General features: G+C 39.2%; 18 protein-coding genes. 16 read left to right on the top strand and 2 right to left on the bottom strand.

Going from position 1 to position 16,505, the window contains the following annotated elements:
- Positions 1–127: 127 nt before the first annotated feature.
- Positions 128–469, top strand: coding sequence for a hypothetical protein (locus G7Y42_RS05335; protein ID WP_165005054.1), 342 nt, complete (start codon positions 128–130; stop codon positions 467–469).
- A 584-nt stretch (positions 470–1,053) separates the two neighbouring features.
- On the opposite strand, the gene G7Y42_RS05330 is transcribed toward G7Y42_RS05335, so the two are convergent.
- Together G7Y42_RS05330 and G7Y42_RS05325 are read right to left on the bottom strand one after the other, a co-directional pair.
- Positions 1,054–1,272, bottom strand: a complete 219-nt coding sequence (locus tag G7Y42_RS05330) for a helix-turn-helix transcriptional regulator (RefSeq protein ID WP_165005056.1) — start codon at positions 1,270–1,272, stop codon at positions 1,054–1,056.
- 77 nt (positions 1,273–1,349) lie between these two features.
- A complete protein-coding gene (locus G7Y42_RS05325) occupies positions 1,350–1,568 on the bottom strand; it encodes a helix-turn-helix transcriptional regulator (protein WP_165005059.1) in 219 nt (72 codons plus the stop codon).
- Positions 1,569–1,884: 316 nt separating this feature from the next.
- Here G7Y42_RS05325 and G7Y42_RS05320 point away from each other — a divergent pair, with 316 nt between their 5' ends.
- The 15 genes from G7Y42_RS05320 to G7Y42_RS14965 all read left to right on the top strand — a co-directional run bounded on the left by G7Y42_RS05320 (position 1,885) and on the right by G7Y42_RS14965 (position 16,472).
- Positions 1,885–3,843 (top strand): alpha-glucuronidase, encoded by a 1,959-nt coding sequence (locus G7Y42_RS05320; protein WP_165005061.1) that lies wholly within the window; start codon positions 1,885–1,887, stop codon positions 3,841–3,843.
- Between the two features lie 148 nt (positions 3,844–3,991).
- Entirely contained in the window at positions 3,992–5,317 is a 1,326-nt protein-coding gene (locus G7Y42_RS05315; protein WP_165005063.1) for an ABC transporter substrate-binding protein, read from the top strand.
- A 98-nt stretch (positions 5,318–5,415) separates the two neighbouring features.
- The gene (locus G7Y42_RS05310) at positions 5,416–6,300 is read left to right on the top strand and encodes a sugar ABC transporter permease (RefSeq protein ID WP_165005065.1); all 885 of its coding nucleotides are present in this window, start codon (positions 5,416–5,418) and stop codon (positions 6,298–6,300) included.
- The gene (locus tag G7Y42_RS05305; protein WP_165005067.1) at positions 6,301–7,176 is read left to right on the top strand and encodes a carbohydrate ABC transporter permease; all 876 of its coding nucleotides are present in this window, start codon (positions 6,301–6,303) and stop codon (positions 7,174–7,176) included.
- Between the two features lie 865 nt (positions 7,177–8,041).
- On the top strand, positions 8,042–9,103 hold the full coding sequence (locus G7Y42_RS05300; protein WP_165005069.1) for a Fic family protein: 1,062 nt from the start codon (positions 8,042–8,044) through the stop codon (positions 9,101–9,103).
- A 313-nt stretch (positions 9,104–9,416) separates the two neighbouring features.
- On the top strand, positions 9,417–10,211 hold the full coding sequence (locus G7Y42_RS05295) for a ParB N-terminal domain-containing protein (protein ID WP_165005071.1): 795 nt from the start codon (positions 9,417–9,419) through the stop codon (positions 10,209–10,211).
- 4 nt (positions 10,212–10,215) lie between these two features.
- The gene (locus tag G7Y42_RS05290; RefSeq protein ID WP_165005073.1) at positions 10,216–11,010 is read left to right on the top strand and encodes a ParB N-terminal domain-containing protein; all 795 of its coding nucleotides are present in this window, start codon (positions 10,216–10,218) and stop codon (positions 11,008–11,010) included.
- A gap of 211 nt (positions 11,011–11,221) precedes the next feature.
- Positions 11,222–12,028, top strand: coding sequence for a PTS sugar transporter subunit IIC (locus tag G7Y42_RS05285; RefSeq protein ID WP_165005075.1), 807 nt, complete (start codon positions 11,222–11,224; stop codon positions 12,026–12,028).
- Positions 12,021–12,839 carry a PTS system mannose/fructose/sorbose family transporter subunit IID gene (locus G7Y42_RS05280; RefSeq protein ID WP_165005077.1) on the top strand — a complete coding sequence of 273 codons (819 nt, stop codon included), beginning with the start codon at positions 12,021–12,023 and terminating at the stop codon, positions 12,837–12,839. Before G7Y42_RS05285 ends, G7Y42_RS05280 begins: the two co-directional genes overlap by 8 nt.
- Before the next feature lie 11 nt (positions 12,840–12,850).
- Positions 12,851–13,324 carry a PTS sugar transporter subunit IIB gene (locus G7Y42_RS05275; RefSeq protein WP_165005079.1) on the top strand — a complete coding sequence of 158 codons (474 nt, stop codon included), beginning with the start codon at positions 12,851–12,853 and terminating at the stop codon, positions 13,322–13,324.
- A gap of 17 nt (positions 13,325–13,341) precedes the next feature.
- Positions 13,342–14,193 carry a MurR/RpiR family transcriptional regulator gene (locus G7Y42_RS05270; protein WP_165005081.1) on the top strand — a complete coding sequence of 284 codons (852 nt, stop codon included), beginning with the start codon at positions 13,342–13,344 and terminating at the stop codon, positions 14,191–14,193.
- Between the two features lie 3 nt (positions 14,194–14,196).
- Positions 14,197–15,081: an N-acetylmuramic acid 6-phosphate etherase gene (gene murQ, locus G7Y42_RS05265; protein ID WP_165005083.1), complete on the top strand. Its 885-nt coding sequence runs from the start codon at positions 14,197–14,199 to the stop codon at positions 15,079–15,081.
- 1 nt (position 15,082) lies between these two features.
- Positions 15,083–16,054, top strand: a complete 972-nt coding sequence (locus G7Y42_RS05260) for a beta-lactamase family protein (RefSeq protein WP_241161911.1) — start codon at positions 15,083–15,085, stop codon at positions 16,052–16,054.
- The gene (locus tag G7Y42_RS14970) at positions 16,051–16,284 is read left to right on the top strand and encodes a hypothetical protein (protein WP_241161910.1); all 234 of its coding nucleotides are present in this window, start codon (positions 16,051–16,053) and stop codon (positions 16,282–16,284) included. Before G7Y42_RS05260 ends, G7Y42_RS14970 begins: the two co-directional genes overlap by 4 nt.
- Positions 16,284–16,472, top strand: coding sequence for a hypothetical protein (locus G7Y42_RS14965; RefSeq protein ID WP_241161909.1), 189 nt, complete (start codon positions 16,284–16,286; stop codon positions 16,470–16,472). The genes G7Y42_RS14970 and G7Y42_RS14965 overlap by 1 nt, the downstream gene beginning before the upstream one ends.
- Positions 16,473–16,505: the final 33 nt, after the last annotated feature.

The raw sequence follows: 16,505 nt of genomic DNA, 5'->3' as shown, positions 1-16,505 counted from the left end.
ATCTACTGGAATTTAGTATATTTAACCGAAAAGAACACAATTTTTACAGTGCGACAATCAATGTTTCTCTCTCTATTTAACCGCACAGCAAGTGCTGAGTGAAGCTCCCGCTGATGAGCGATTGAATTTGAAACTTGCAATATTAACAACCGAGAAAGAGAACTTAATTTCTGAGGTAATTACCGAATTTCAAGCCGATAAATTGTTGGGACATCAAAAATCTTTACTACTAGGGATTGATAGTTATCTGAGAAATTTACGTGTAAATTATTTGGCTAAAGTCATAAGCGTTGGTCCTAGGAACTGGATTCAAGTCATTACACAAGTAGATGGCAAGAATTTTGTGGAGGCGCATCACTTAGTGCCTATGGCGGTCCAAGACTATTATCAATATACACTGGATTTTACAGATAATGTCACAGCATTGTACCCAAGCTGTCATCGTTTGGTTCATCTTGCGAGATATTGAGAACGGGCAATTGCTGCTAATAAACTACTTGGCGATAGTGAGACAATATATCGACAGCATGGTATTGAAATTAATCAAAAATTACTTTTAAGTTTTCATGGAGGCATCTGATTTTTGATTGTATCTATTGCTCCTTTAGGTTTTGTATTTAGCAAATTGAGATTATAGTTAACAAATTATCCAACATCCAAAGAAAATAGTATCTTATAAAAATCATGAAGTATGTAATTAAGGATTTTTAATTATATATAATTTGTTATTTATAACCTGCAGTCTTGTACTGGCTTGCGTAGTATTTTGGTGTACGGTCATTAGATAATTAGCAATTAAAACCGTATGAAATTGATTGGGATTTGAATCTTTCTAAATTGCTGGCAACAGTTGATTGTAAAAGTTATTTAAAGCTATTCAGTTATTTATAAGCAAAATCCACCTTCTATTTGGAAGGTGTGTTTTTTTGTGTACTTTTAGTTATGATAACAGGAAATATTCTTGGTCTATAACATCATCCAACAATATTGTTCATCAGCATCTCTCCTTTTCTAAAAAAGAAGATAGAGCAGACAACTATCCTGTTCTTATTCCTAGTTTCTCTTATATGGGGTCCTAATATCAGTCATATTCACCAAGTAATCGACGCTGGTATGATAGTAATGGGCTAATTTTATGAATGTTTGCATAGGGACAGCCAGTTCGCCGTTCTCATAACGAGAATACGTTGATTGTGAAACGTTTAGAAGTTTGGCGATTTGCTGTTGAGTTAAATCATTATCTTCTCTCAGGTCACGGATTCGTTGAAACATATAGTTCACCTCAATACTATTCTAAAATATGCGCTTATCGCATATTGACTTTTATGCGATAAGCGCATATCATGATGTTAGTTACGAGGATAAGGTTTTTTATGATCTGTTAAGTTAAGCAAATAATCGACGCTAGTGGAGTAAAATTCTGCAAGTTTAACCAGGGATTGTGTCGGAATATCTAATTTTCCGGACTCATACCGAGAATAAGTGGTTTGGCTGATATTCAATAGTTTCGCAAGTTGTTCCTGATTCAAGTCTTGGTCTTCTCGTAAATCTCGAATTCTGTAATACATAAAATCACCTCTCCCTTATTCTAGGGTAGTAAGTTTATGTTGCAGTGTATTATGCACTAAACGCATAATTATTTCCGCTTTTAGATGAGAATGAGCCGATCATCGATGCGCGAAGAATAGCTAGAACTCCTCGGAATTTTTATTGACTTACATAGTAGATGAAGGGAGGCTGGATTAAGAATCGAGTGATTGACAGGATAGTTCTCTATTTATATATCAAATGTTTCATTATTTCTAAGGATAATTCACACAAAAAGTGAAGTTATCTGGGAATTGCATGAAGGTATTTATTTAGGCAAAAGAGGAGAGGGACAAAATGGGAACAAGAGACAAGTGCTGGCTAAAAAAACGTGTGGCTGATCAAGTATTTGCTACATTTTTCTTTGAGCAATCGGATCGATTGACGGACACGATCAAACGAGAAATGCGGGAATTATTTCCAGAGTGTCAGTATGTAGAAGATAGTAAGGCATCTTTAGCTTTCAAAGTTTCAATGGACGCATTATTAGGGGACGAGGGCTTTGAAATCACTAAAGAGGAGCGTCAAACGATCGTTCATGCGAATACAAGTAAAGGTTGGTTATATGGATTTTTTGAACTGTATAAACAAATGGTTCGTTCAAATGCAATACCTACAAATGTACGATCGATTCCTGATCAATCCATTCGAATGCTGGATCATTGGGATAATTTTGACGGGACGATCGAACGTGGGTATGCGGGGGAATCGATTTTCTTTTCAGACAATCAGTTTCGGCAAGATCATGAAACGTTGAGAGAATACGCACGTCTATTAGCTTCTATCGGAATGAATGCGGTTTCTATCAATAATGTCAATGTTCGCGGAAAAGCCAAGTGGTTGATTACCGAACCGTATTTAGCTGAGATAAAACAGATCGTAGACATTTTCGCAGCATATGGTCTTCGTACGTTTTTAAGTATCAATTTCGCGGCGCCTCTATCAGTCGGAGGGCTTGAAACCGCAGATCCATTGGCGGAAGAAGTCATCACTTTTTGGCAAAGGACAGCAGATACTATCTATAAAGTTATTCCAGAATTTGGCGGTTTTGTAGTAAAAGCAGACTCAGAGGGAGAACCAGGGCCTTTTTTATATGGTCGTGATCATAACGATGGTGCCAATATGCTGGCACGTGCGTTGCGACCATATGGCGGGCTAGTGATTTGGCGCTGTTTTGTTTATGACTGTTCACAAGATTGGCGGGATCGTTCAATCGATCGAGCCAAAGCTGCGTATGATCATTTCCTGAAATTGGATGGTACTTTTGAAGAGAATGTCCTTTTACAGATAAAAAATGGCCCTATCGATTTTCGAGTGCGAGAACCTGTGAATCCGTTATTTGGCGCTTTGAAACAGACTAATCACATGTTAGAGTTCCAAGTGACACAAGAATATACTGGGCAACAAAAACATATTTGTTGTTTGTTACCCATGTGGAAAGCTGTTTTAGATTTCGATACGAAACGTCCGCTGGAACATTCGAAAGTAAAGGAGATTCTTTCTGGACAAAGTCCCAATCCTAAAAATTCTGGGGTGGCTGCTGTCGTGAATGTAGGGATGGATGACAATTGGACAGGACACAAATTAGCACAAGCAAATCTATTCGGGTATGGGAGACTGATTTGGAACAATGAGTTAAGTACGGAAGATATCATTACGGAATGGATCGAATTGACATTTGACCTTGATGATTCTGCACATCATTTATTGAAAGAGATCCTCGTCACTTCCTACCAAACCTATGAAAATTACACGGCACCATTAGGAATAGGATTCTTGGTTCGCCCCAATCATCATTATGGACCGGATGTAGACGGGTATGAATATGACCGATGGGGAACGTACCATTTTGCTGACAGAAACGGTATTGGTGTCAATCGAACGGCAAAAGATGGCACGGGTTTCGTGAGGCAGTACGCTGATTATTGGTGTGAAACGTACGAAAACTTGGCTACTTGCCCAGATGAACTTGTCCTATTCTTCCATCATCTGCCATACGAGCATGTTCTGCAAAGTGGAAAGACAGTCATCCAACATATTTATGACACGCATTTCGAAGGCTATGAAAAAGTAAACTCGTATATTGCCGATTGGGCTTCTTTACGTGGTCAAATCGATGAGGAAAGTTATCGGAATGTAGCCGAAAGATTGCAGGAACAAGAACGCTCTGCGAGAGATTGGAAAGACCAGATCAATACGTACTTTTATCGTAAAAGCGGCATTCCAGATGCACATGGTCGCACCATTTATGCGTAGGAAGATAGAACGAATGCGATCCTTCATTTTTGATAGCGCTTTATAAAACTGTGGAACAAGATTTCTGATTTTATCAGATGGAGAAACATTTCGCAGTATGTTTGGTTTTATCAGATATTCGACTAAAAACAGATCAGGAGGAAGATGGATGAAAGAATGGAACAAGAAGGTTTTAGTACTCAGCTTTTTGTTTTTGGTATCACTAGTGATCACTGGGTGTAATGCAGGGAGAAAAAAGACAGAAACAGCTTCCAGTGATGAACGCGTAGAAATCAGCTTTAGCTGGTGGGGAAACGAGGACCGTCATAAGGCAACGCAAGAGATGATCGCTTATTTTGAAAAGGAATACCCAGAGATTGCGGTGAAAGGTGAACCGAGTGGATTTGGTGATTTGGATCAGGCATTCACTACGAGATATGCAGGCAATACTTTAGCGGATATAACGACCCTTCTCTACAATTGGGTACCGCAATTTGGTCAAAATGATGGTTTTTATGACCTTGATACGATTGATACGCTGGATTTATCCACCTATGATCCTGATTTTTTGAAATTTGGACAGGTCGATGGGAAGCAAGTCGCCGTTCCTTACGGAGAAAATACCTTGGTCATGTATTTGAACAAATCCGAATATGAAAGACATGGGATCGACATTTCTACGTTGAAGACGTGGGATGATTATGTTGAAGCAGCAAAGAAATTCCCAGAAGGATCCTATTGCGTCGTATCTCCTACCTGGCGTTTCCCAGTGACGATCTGGTTGCAGCAGAAAACTGGCAAATCTGAATTTGATGAAAAAGGGAATATGAATTGGACAGAACAGGATTACCTTGAAGCGATGGCTTGGTATAAAGAGATGGCGGATGCAGGAGTTTTTGTTTCAAGACAGGATTATTTAGAAAATGTAGGCTCAGAGCCTGTTTCGTTAGCCACGAACAAAAAATGGATAGAAGGACAGTATGCAGGTGGAATTGACTGGAATGCAGGAATTGCTTCGAACTATGAAGCGTTGAAGGAGATTGGCGATGAAATGGTCATTGTTGATTACCCGGTCGCAGAAGGTGGAACGGAAGTGAATCTAATGTCGAAACCTTCTCTATTGTTTGCCGTTCGAAAAAATGTCGAACATCCGGAAGAGGTGGGGACGTTTCTAAATGAATTTTTAAATGGCGAAGAGACGAATAAAATACTGGGTCTTTCAAGAGGGATTCCGGCTTCAAGCAAAGCAATCGAAGCTTTATCTGAAGATGGTCAACTGGTTGGAGTGATGAAGGAGGGATTCGAATATGCTCAAAGCGCAACAAAGATCAATCAGACTCCTTTCTATGAGGATGGTACCTTGACGACTATTTATACCACAGAAATGGAAGCAGTTGAATTGGGGCGGACAGACTTAGAAACTGCTGCGCGAAATGTGTATACGAAAACAAAAGATCAAGCTGAGAAGCTTGCCAAAGATTATAAATTGCAATAGACAGATGTATCGGCACTTTATGGGAGTATGAGTGGTTCAATATGCTCCTATGAAGTTCCGCTGTTGATGAAACAACTATAGATGTTTGGAGGGCTTTTATGAAAAAAGAAAGAATAGGACTGATCTATGTGACCCCGTGGCTAATTGGTTTCTTTTTACTAACTGCTTGGCCTATCTTATCCTCATTTTATTACTCGCTGACAGATTACTCATTGGCTCGTGTTGGGCAGACCCCGGAGTTTTTAGGCATTCAAAATTATTTGAGCCTATTTAAAGATCGAACATTTCTTGATTCGATGCGGGCGACATTGATCTATACAGTGTTTACAGTACCGTTTCAACTTGCATTTGCTTTATTCGTCGCTTTTATCTTGAATTTCAAGTTAAAAGCCATCAATTTCTATCGAACGGCTTATTACATTCCCTCGATTTTAGGAGGAAATGTGGCGGTCGGCGTGCTTTGGCGGTCAATGTTTCAGCCAGAAGGTTTAGTGAATATCTTCCTTGGATCTTTTGGGGTAGAGCCAATCAACTGGCTATCGACACCCATAGGAGCGATGGTCGTATTGATTCTCTTAAAAGTTTGGCAATTTGGTTCATCTATGCTGATATTTTTAGCTGCATTGAAAGAAATCCCCCAAGATTTGTATGAATCATCGAGTTTGGATGGCGCTTCTAAGTGGACACAATTTTTCAAGATCACGATTCCCTTGATCACTCCTACGATTTTCTTCAACTTAGTGATGCAGCTGAACAACGCTTTTCAAGAATTTAATGGACCTTTCATCGTAACCGGTCGTGGACCGCTCAATGCTACGTATCTGTCTTCGATGTTTATCTATGACAAAGCATTCAAAGAATTTGATATGGGCTACGCAAGTGCGGCGAGTTGGGTGTTGTTTGCACTGATTGTTTGTTCAACGATCATCCTTTTTTCGAGCCAGAAAAGATGGGTGTATTATTCTGACGGAGGTGGGAAATAGATGGAGGCAACGTCTATAGTATCTAAAAAGAAGAATCACCATAAAAAGCAAGGACAAGCGATTATTCGTTATTTTATTTTGACTGTTGTTGCACTGATCATGCTCTATCCAATTATTTGGATGATTGGTGCGTCATTTAAATCGAATCATGAAATCTTTACATCAATCGGCTTTATTCCTTCGTCCATTGATTTCCAAGCATATATTGATGGCTGGGACACAAAAGGAGATTATACTTTCACTTTGTATTTTATCAATACTTTCAAATATGTTATTCCTAAAATCGTTTTTACTGTTGTTTCAGCAACTCTTACAGCGTACGGATTTGCCCGATTCGATTTTCCGTTTAAAAAAGTGATGTTCTCACTTTTGATAGCAACGATGTTTTTACCGCAAGTCGTGACAAGAATACCCTTGTATCTTTTTTGGAATCGTTTGGATTTGTTAGATACATATATTCCGCTACTCGCAAATTCATTTTTGGGCCAAGAACCATTTTTTGTTTTCATGATGATTCAATTCTTGCGTTCGATTCCTCGAGATCTTGATGAAGCAGCGATCGTCGATGGCTGTAATTCATTTGGCGTTTTATGGAGGGTGCTGCTTCCGGCATTGAAACCTGTATTGATTTCCTGTGTGATTTTTCAGTTCGTCTGGAGTTTCAGTGACTTTTTAGGACCATTGATTTATATTACCTCTCAAGATAAATTCCCGGTGTCCCTTGCGTTGCGGCTCAATGTTGACCCGTCCACCAATACACCATGGAACCAAGTGTTTGCGATGTCGGTTATCTCTTTGTTACCGGCGATTATCTTATTTTTCAGTGCTCAAAAGTATTTTGTAGAAGGTGTCACTAGTTCTGGTATCAAAGGGTAAAGAGTATGAATAATCTCTTTCATTCTATCTCCGAGTGGACCGTTTCAATCGTTAACTATGTGTATCAGTTATTGGTCTATCAGACGTACTTCATCCTTTCAAATAGCTTGTTTCTCATACTCTTGCTTTTCATAAGATTCACATTGAATAACTTTGTTTTATTTCTAGGACCATTGATTTTATTCCTTGCGAGTCTTTCAGCTCAATTTCGGTTATTTACTGATTCGAAGCATTTGATGGATCGAAAAGACTATTTCATATGCTATCGAGAAATCTTCAAGAATAACTGGATATATTTTGTTTTGTGTTCACTTTTCATTTCCTTCATTCTCTTTGGTTTTCGTATACTGAGACTTTACGGTCAATCTGTTATGTTGTTTCCGTTTGCTTTGACTAGCTGTTTTTTATTGAGCAGTATGCTTTTTGTTTTACTGATCTCGAGTGATTCGAGAGTTGCCCAAATCTCTTTCAGGAAGAAAATGGAATGGTCTTTATTGATAAGCTATCGCCTCCCTTTAGTAACTATATATAATATTGCTTTTATTGGACTGACCATTTTCTTTATGCAGCATTTTTCATTGGCTTATCTTTGTTTTTTTAGTGGTGTGATCAATCATGGTATTTATCGTAACCTGACGAGACGTTTTTCGATTGATAAGTTTTATGAAGATTGGAATGGTTAAAAGAGAGGGTGAGACGTAAACAGAGTGCCTTATCTAGTATTGCTTAATTTATTTGTTTATGAATATCGCTCAATTGCATCATTTCAAGGCACTTCCTATGTTGGAAGTGTCTTTTTTCTCCGCCATCATTTGTTTTTCTCCGCCAAATGGTATAAAATGGCGGAGAAAAGAGGTGGGTGGCGGTGAAAGAATTCAATTATCAAAAGTTAGAAAAACTGTCAATTACTCATGATTTATTAAATATGTTGACAAAGATTCATGAATATAAAGGAAAACAAGAGTTGTATATCACAACAAAACCAGAAATTTTAAGTAAACTGACAGATTTAGCGTTAATCCAAAGTACAGAGGCCTCGAATAAAATCGAAGGAATTGCAACTACGGACGGCCGTTTAAAGCAAATCGTGGAAGAAAAAGTCAAACCACGCAATCGAGATGAAGAAGAAATTGCAGGTTATCGTGATGTTTTGAAGCTGATACATGACAGTTACGAGTACATCAATATTGTACCGAATGATATTTTAACGTTACACAAAAATCTTTATAATTATTCTGCTAAAAGCTATAAGGGAAAATTTAAAATTGGGGATAACGTCATTACTGAAAAGGATGCGGATGGGAATGAACGAGTTCGTTTTGTACCAGCTCCAGCTTATTTGACGCCGGAATTAGTAGATGAATTATGCCGACAATATAACCTAGCAGTTCAGAAATCGGAGATTGATCCACTGTTACTGATTCCTTGTTTTATTTTAGATTTTCTATCAATTCATCCATTTAGTGACGGGAATGGTCGGATGTCTCGTTTGTTAACACTGTTACTGTTATATAAATCAGGGTATTTAGTGGGTAAATATATCAGTATTGAAATGCTAGTTGAAAAATCGAAACAAACCTACTATGAGGCGTTACAAGCAAGTTCTGTTGGCTGGCTAGAAAATGAGCAAGATTATACGCCTTTCGTTCGCTATCTGTTGGGTATTATTTTACGAACTTATGAAGAATTTTCAGAACGTTTTGAAGTGGTAATCAATCGCGACGCAACACCAGCTGAAATGCTAATAGAGGAATTAGAAAGATCGTTCGAACCGCTTAGTCGGGCTGATTTAGAAATATTATTACCAGTTATTAGCCGTCGGACAATTGAACGTGCGTTAATAGAATTGCAATTAGAAAAGAAAATTGAAAAAATCGGACAAGGGCGAGCAACAAAATACCAGCTATCCTCTCGCCTTAAAAGCTGACATAATGAACCGAGTAAATATGTGCGTTATTTTTAACACTTAATATTTACAAAAAATAGTTAAATTTTTGTTATATTTATCATAATGGTTACGAAATAGAATGATTACGTCAATTTTTCCATATTTATAGGGAAAAATTGACGTATCTTTGCGTTTTAAAAGCATGATATATTTTTTGTTATAAAAAGTTGTATTTTTTATTAAGTAACAAAGATCAAATGTGTGTGAAAAATCGAAAATACTAAGATGAAACTAAAAAATGTAATCGGATTTATACAAATTTTTTATTATTGTAAATAAAGGAGAACTGTAAGTGAGCAAATCAGTCGGGAAAATTCTTATTACTAATGATTATACAAGATTTAGAAAATTACGTGGGAATCGTGAATTGAGAAGAAATATGGGATTAGAAAAATCAATAAAGAAAAGTGGAATACTGATTCCTATAGAAGTTAATGAGCATTTTGAAATTTTAGATGGGCAAAATCGCTTTGAACTAGCTAAAAAAATGAATAAGCCTATCCCCTATAGAATATTGGAAGGTGTAGGTATTGAGGAAGTGATAGATCTTAATTCAACCACTAAGGCGTGGACCATAATGAATTATGTGAACAAATATTGTTTGGATGGAAATCTAGAATATATTCAGTTAAAAAAATTAACTAATCAGTATAAAAAAATTCCATTATCTTCATTAGCTTCAGCTGGAGAGGGGAATTTGAACTTAAATGCAAGAACAACCAAGAATATTAGAGAAGGTCATTTTTCTTTTTACAATTATGAAACTTTTTGTTTATTTCTAAAAGACTATAATTTATTTCTTTCAAAAACAGGTATCAAAGGAGGACAATATACTTTTTTTGCTTTTTTTAATCTTTATACTACTGAAATATTTGATTTTGAACGTTTGGTGAATGGGATCATCAATAAAGTGCAAAATGTAAATAGTAATACTAATATAGATGTTGTAGTCGAAATTTTTCTTGAAGCACATAATCGTGGTTTGAAAGAAGAATCGAAATTAGCAATAGAATATTTTATTAGTAAGAAAAGCAAACCAGTTATCAAATCTAGTAGAAATATCATTTTACTAAATATGAAAGGATGAAAAAATGGATTCAATTTTTAGGGATATCTATTTAGCAAGTGAATATGATCAGTTCAAATTAATTAAAGGAAACCGAAAAGTAACTGCAAATATGAGATTGGAAGCATCGATTAAAGAAAAAGGTGTTTTAAGACCGATAGTTGTTAATAGTAATATGGAAATTCTAGATAGGCAACATCGTTATACAATAGCTAAAAAGCATAGTATCCCTCTACCTTATTATGTGAGTACATCAAAAAGTATGGAGGATATCATTGATTTAAATAATGCAACAAATCGTTGGAAACTTGAAGATTATATTCATAAATATAAAGAGGATGGGCTAGTCCACTATATTTGGATCGATCAATTGATACAGAACCATAAGTACATCTCGTTAACAGATATGTGTACAGCCGCTGAAGGATATCTAAAAAAATCTCATAATTCATTAGAAAAAGTGAAAACTGGAAAATTTAAATTCATCAATTATGAAGGATTTATCGTTTGTTTAAATGATTTTAAAGAGTTTATATACAAAACTCAAATACGAAGCACTACAGGAGTCTTTGCTGCTTTTTTTTGTATCTACACAGTAAAAAAATTTAATCTTCAAAATTTTATTGAACGTACTAATTTAGAAGATACAAAAAATAAAATCATCGGTATAAGAGATGAAAAAAGAATTCTAAAGATGTTTGTAGAAACATATAACCGTAAGTTGAAAACTAACTATAAAAATTATATAGAGTATCATGTAAATAAAGATCGGAGTATTGATATTTTAGAAGAGAGAAAAGAAGAGCTATTGGCAAGCTAACTCTAAATTATATTTTCATCAATATACAAATACCAAAAACTACTCTCCATTATTGTGGGCAGTGGTTTTTGGTATTTGTATTTCCTCACTCTTTTTTGTAACGATATTTCATAAATAGATAAAAAAATATAGTATTGTAATTTGGCTTCTTTGGGTGTATGATTACGTTGTATTTGATAGCGCATTCATTTTCTAGGAGGAGGAAACACACATGCATTTATCGTTAGGTATTATTTTGGTTTTATGTGCGTTTACGGTTTTAGGTGTTTTGGATCAGATTTCTGTGCAAGTTGGACCATATACGCCGCTTTTTGCTGCTGCTTTCACGGGTTTGGTGATGGGGGATCTAAAAACCGGGTTGATGATCGGTGCAACGTTGCAGCTGATGACTTTGGGGGTCGCAACATATGGCGGTGCAACTGTACCGGATTTTTTATCGGGAGCGATTATGGGGACGGCGTACGCGATACTTTCAGGAAAGGGGGTAGAATACGGGATCGGTGTGGCGGTGCCGATCGGCTTGCTGCTGACGCAATTGGATATCTTGGGACGTATGACGAATACATTTTTCCAACACAAAGCAGATCGTTACGCGGAAGCAGGAGATTATAAAGGAGTGGAGCGATGCAATGTCTTAGGGATTTTTCCTTGGACGATCTCTCGGGTCATTCCGGTATTCATCGGTTTATTCTTCGGCGAACAAGTGGTCAATGTGATCAATGAGATGATTCCTGAATGGATCATGACTGGGTTGAAAGCCTCTGGAGCGATTTTGCCAGCAATGGGGATCGCCATTCTGATGCGTTATCTACCGATCAAGAAATATTGGCCGTATTTCCTGATTGGCTTTGTTCTACTGGCTTTCGGGGCAGAGTTCTTTTCAGTATTAGGGGTGGCTCTAGTTGGGGTTGCTTTGGCTGCTATGTATGTCATGAATCACCAGCAGACGCCGATTGTAGCTTCAAACACAGGGAATGTGGCTTATGAAGACGATGAGGAGATTGAGATCGATGACTAAAAAACTGACGAAGCAAGATATCAATAAGATGTATGTACGCAATCTATTCGGTTTTCAATGGGGATGGAATTACGAAAAAATGCAAGGGCTCGGTTATGCCTATTCCATCATGCCAGTGTTGAAAAGACTTTATTCAGATGACAAGGAAAAAATGAGGATCGCCTTGAAGACACATCTTGGTTTCTTCAACACTACTCCGGCAATGTCTAGTCTGATCGTTGGGGCAGATGCAGGGTTGGAAGAAGAGTTCGGGATGGCTGATCCAGAAGCGATTACGGGGCTGAAGACCGGATTGATGGGCCCATTTGCAGGAGTCGGCGATACGGTGTTCATCGCCATTTATCGAGCGATCGTTTTTTCTATCGCAGCTTACATGGCTCAAGCTGGTCAAGTCCTCGGGCTTTTGATACCCTTGATTATGGGAGCCGTGGTCATGTGGATCCGTTATAAATTCATCTATATCGGGTACGCACAAGGGAAAAAAATCGCGACGGAATTTGCGGATAAAATGAAACTGTTTACAGAAGCTGCGGCGATCTTAGGACTGACAGTGGTGGGTGGATTGATCCCCTCTGTTATCACATATAAACTGGATCTGACTTATAAAATGGGCGAAGTTTCCTTATCAGTCCAAGAAATGCTGGATAAGATCCTGCCAGGTCTAGTGCCTCTAGGGATCGTGTTCTTGTCTTACTGGCTACTAGGTAAAAAGAAAATGAATTCTACACGATTGATTTTTGTTTTGATTTTATTAGGGATGATCCTTGGAAATCTACAAGCGATTTTGACTTGGGTCAGTCAATTCATTTAGGGGGAAGAAAAATGAGTATCATACATGCACGAGTCGACGAACGTTTGATCCATGGCCAGGTGGCGACTGTCTGGACCAATTCTTTAGGCGCACAGCGGATCATGGTAGTAAATGATCAGACGGTCAAAGATCAACTGCAGATCGGCGCATTGAAAATGGCAAAACCGGTTGGCGTGAAATTGTCTATTCTGTCTAAGCGAAAAGCAGCAGAGAATATTCTGAACGGAAAATATGAAGACGAAAAAGTCTTTTTGATCACAAAGACGATCGAGGACATGGGTGCGCTGATCGATGCGGGAGTCCCGCTACAGGCGTTCAATGTGGGCAACGTGTCCGCAAAAGAAGGCAGCAAGCCAATCAAAAAATCGGTGGCTGTGACCCAAGAAGAGGTCGATTTGCTCAAACGCCTGACAGATCAAGGGATCAAGATCACAGCACAGATGATCCCGTCAGAATCAGCTGAATCGATCACATCATTTTTGTAAGAGAAGAAGGAGATAAAATGGAAGTTTTACCGCAAATTAGAAAAGTTTATACATCATTATCAAAAGCACATCGGAAAATCGCTGATCACATCTTGCATTTTCCAGAAGAGGTGATCAGGCAAACGGCTTCTGAGATCGGAGAAGCTTCCGGCGTCTCTTCTGCGACAGTCATCCGCTTTGTCAAAACGATCGGTTATGACGGACTTGACGAAATGAAGGTCCAGTTATCGACTGATCAGGCATTGAAAGCCAATGAGCGACAAATCGATCCCATCGTTTCTGCAGAGGATACGCTAGACGTGTTATGTGAAAAAGTAGAGACATTAATCAAAGACACAGCTACAGATGTTTTTTCAACGATCGATCGAAAAGCACTGCAAGCAGCGATCGATCATGTAAAAAGGGCACAGAATATCTATCTATTCGGGATAGGCGCGAGCTCGTTGGTTTCCTATGATCTTTTCCACAAATTCAATCGTGCAGGAAGACGTGCTTCTTATGTATTTGATGTGCATATCGGTTTGGAGATGTTGAGTTATGCCACAACCGATGACGTGGTGATTGCGGTTACTTACAGCGGCCATACGAAAGAAGTTTTATTGGCTTGTGAATATGCGAAAGAAAACAAGGTCCCTCTGATCGTCATCACGCGAAATGACGGACCGAAAATAAAAGATCTAGCAGATGAAGTCCTTCTCGTGCCGGGAAATGAACATCTATTGCGCGTCGGGGCGATTTCATCCATGTATTCATCGATGATCGTGGGAACGGCTTTATATTTAGGGGTGATCCAAGAAACGATCGATGAAGAGATCACAGAGAACATGATTACGACAAAAAACTGGATTAGTCCATTAAAGGAAGAATAGCCAATGGAAATGACGAAATTATCAACGGAACAGCGTAACGAAAACAGTTTGCATATCGATCAAATGTCTGCATCAGAGATGGTCGAAGTCATGAATGGAGAAGACAAGAAAGTGGCCTTGGCTGTCGAAAACGCGCTTTCGAATATAGCAGCAGCGATCGAACAAGCAGCCACACGTTTCAATAACGGAGGACGACTGATCTATATTGGGGCAGGAACATCTGGTAGGTTAGGGGCATTGGATGCTATCGAATTGACACCGACCTATGGCGTGCCGCCAGAACGTGCTTTCGGGATCTTGGCAGGCGGAGCAGAAGCCATGTACACAGCTATAGAAGGAGCAGAAGATTCCGAAGAATTAGCTGTCAGCGATCTAGAGAAAGTGAACTTGGATAAATCAGATGTTCTTATCGCGATCGCAGCAAGCGGCAGGACTCCTTACGCTTTAGCTGCCTTAGCCTATGGCAATAAAGTGGGGGCGTTGACGATTTCGATCACTTGTACGGCGAACAATGTGATGTCACAAGAAGCACAAGTGGCGATCGAAGCCGTCGTGGGCCCAGAAGTGATCACCGGATCGACACGAATGAAAGCCGGAACGGCGCAGAAAATGATCCTTAATATGTTATCTACAGGTATCATGATCAAGAGTGGGAAAGTCTATCAGAATCTGATGGTGAATGTCCAGGCAACGAACCGCAAATTGATGGAACGATCCATCTCGATCCTTACCCAAGCATTAGAGATCGACAAGTCAGCGGCAGCAGCTTTATTCGAGGATGCGGGAAAGAAAGTGAATGTGGCGATCGTCATGTATGAGCAGAAACTGGATCGAGAATCTGCGGAAACTTATCTGCGGGAAAACAATGACCACATCATCAGGAACTAAAATGGAAAAAAGATTGCATGCATTGATTGAGAAAACAGGGATCGCAGGTCTTTCAGCAGCGGTGATCGACAAACAAGCCAGGAACTATTCTCTCGGGAAAATGGGGAAGATCCCGCCTTTTTCCGAGCAAGCTGTTTCGAAGGACGCTATCTATGATCTAGCTTCTTTGACTAAGGTCATCGGGACGACGACTAGGATCCTGCAATTCACCCAATCCCATCAATTAACCCTTTTGACTCAGGTAGCAGAGGTTCTCCCGCGATTTCCCCAGCTCACCATGACGATCGAGGATCTATTGTTGCATCGAAGCGGTCTGCCGGCGGATTTTTCTGATAAATCTCGTTTTTCGTCTCGAATGCTCATGCAGTTTTTTGAGACGTACGAGCAGCCAGCCCAGACAAAAAAGGTCAACTATTCTGATATAGGCTATCTTTTGTTAGGAATGGTCATTGAAGCAATAGACGGCACCGATTTGGAACGATCTTTTCAGCGATATATTTTCAGGCCACTAGGGATGAAAGACACGACGTATTTCCCAAAAGCACTAAATCGGGTCGTTCCTACAGAATCGACGGAAGAAAGAGGGCTGATTTTAGGTGTAGTCCACGATTCCAAAGCTTTTCGATTGGGGCGTCCGGCAGGTCATGCGGGGCTGTTTTCTACACTGGAAGACCTTACTGCATTTACGAAAGCAATGATGGGAGAGCAAGAGCAATCGCTCCTTTTTACTGGAGCGGTACGCAATCAGCTCTTACAAACTTACCAGAAACGTACATTGGGATGGGAAAAACCATTTGGAGAAACGATCATCTATCACACGGGATTCACAGGGACATCGATCGGGATCGATTTGAAACAGAAGAGAGCATTGATCTTATTGACGAATCGGGTCTATCCTACCCGCGATACCCCATATTTCATGGAAGAACGGTACGCATTGTATCGTGAATTTTTTAAGGAGGAACAGATATGAGACCAGTTATGATTGTAATGAGTCACGGGAACATGGCCGCAGAAACAGTGAATTCTGCCAAAATGATCGTGGGAGAAATGGAGAATGTCTTTGTCATCTCGATGAAGGAAGATGACGGTCTTTCAGGAACGATGGATAAATTAGAGGCAGTTTTAGCAACGTTCGATCTGCAAACGGAAATCGTGATCTTGATCGATCTGAAAGGCGGTACGCCAGGGAATACGGCTTGATGAAGCTAGGCAGCTATCCGAATCTGAATGTCGTTTCCGGATTGAATCTGGCGATGCTGATCGAAGCGGCTCTTTCACCGCTTACGAGTTCGGCATCCTTAGCTAGCCATCTAGAAACGGTCGGCAGAAATGCAGTAGAAAAACTGGTACTGGCTGAGGAAACAGACGAAGAAGAATACGAGGAATAGAATTTTAGCAGATAATATGTTTCTAGGTAGAAG

It is taken from the genome of Enterococcus sp. ZJ1622, from assembly GCF_011038845.1.
Lineage (GTDB): Bacteria > Bacillota > Bacilli > Lactobacillales > Enterococcaceae > Enterococcus_B.
The sequence above is the reverse complement of the archived record's forward strand: the minus strand, read 5'-3'. Positions and strand labels throughout refer to the sequence as shown.

What these genes read in the sequence shown, in the direction of transcription:
- G7Y42_RS05280 (WP_165005077.1), top strand. Translation starts at nt 12,021, where the DNA reads ATGACTAAAAAACTGACGAAGCAAGATATCAATAAGATGTATGTACGC.
- G7Y42_RS14965 (WP_241161909.1), top strand. Translation starts at nt 16,284, where the DNA reads ATGAAGCTAGGCAGCTATCCGAATCTGAATGTCGTTTCCGGATTGAAT.
- G7Y42_RS05270 (WP_165005081.1), top strand. Translation starts at nt 13,342, where the DNA reads ATGGAAGTTTTACCGCAAATTAGAAAAGTTTATACATCATTATCAAAA.
- G7Y42_RS05315 (WP_165005063.1), top strand. Translation starts at nt 3,992, where the DNA reads ATGAAAGAATGGAACAAGAAGGTTTTAGTACTCAGCTTTTTGTTTTTG.
- G7Y42_RS05320 (WP_165005061.1), top strand. Translation starts at nt 1,885, where the DNA reads ATGGGAACAAGAGACAAGTGCTGGCTAAAAAAACGTGTGGCTGATCAA.
- G7Y42_RS05285 (WP_165005075.1), top strand. Translation starts at nt 11,222, where the DNA reads ATGCATTTATCGTTAGGTATTATTTTGGTTTTATGTGCGTTTACGGTT.
- G7Y42_RS05310 (WP_165005065.1), top strand. Translation starts at nt 5,416, where the DNA reads ATGAAAAAAGAAAGAATAGGACTGATCTATGTGACCCCGTGGCTAATT.
- G7Y42_RS05305 (WP_165005067.1), top strand. Translation starts at nt 6,301, where the DNA reads ATGGAGGCAACGTCTATAGTATCTAAAAAGAAGAATCACCATAAAAAG.
- G7Y42_RS14970 (WP_241161910.1), top strand. Translation starts at nt 16,051, where the DNA reads ATGAGACCAGTTATGATTGTAATGAGTCACGGGAACATGGCCGCAGAA.
- G7Y42_RS05275 (WP_165005079.1), top strand. Translation starts at nt 12,851, where the DNA reads ATGAGTATCATACATGCACGAGTCGACGAACGTTTGATCCATGGCCAG.
- G7Y42_RS05260 (WP_241161911.1), top strand. Translation starts at nt 15,083, where the DNA reads ATGGAAAAAAGATTGCATGCATTGATTGAGAAAACAGGGATCGCAGGT.
- G7Y42_RS05290 (WP_165005073.1), top strand. Translation starts at nt 10,216, where the DNA reads ATGGATTCAATTTTTAGGGATATCTATTTAGCAAGTGAATATGATCAG.
- G7Y42_RS05325 (WP_165005059.1), bottom strand. Translation starts at nt 1,568, where the DNA reads ATGTATTACAGAATTCGAGATTTACGAGAAGACCAAGACTTGAATCAG.
- G7Y42_RS05330 (WP_165005056.1), bottom strand. Translation starts at nt 1,272, where the DNA reads ATGTTTCAACGAATCCGTGACCTGAGAGAAGATAATGATTTAACTCAA.
- murQ (WP_165005083.1), top strand. Translation starts at nt 14,197, where the DNA reads ATGGAAATGACGAAATTATCAACGGAACAGCGTAACGAAAACAGTTTG.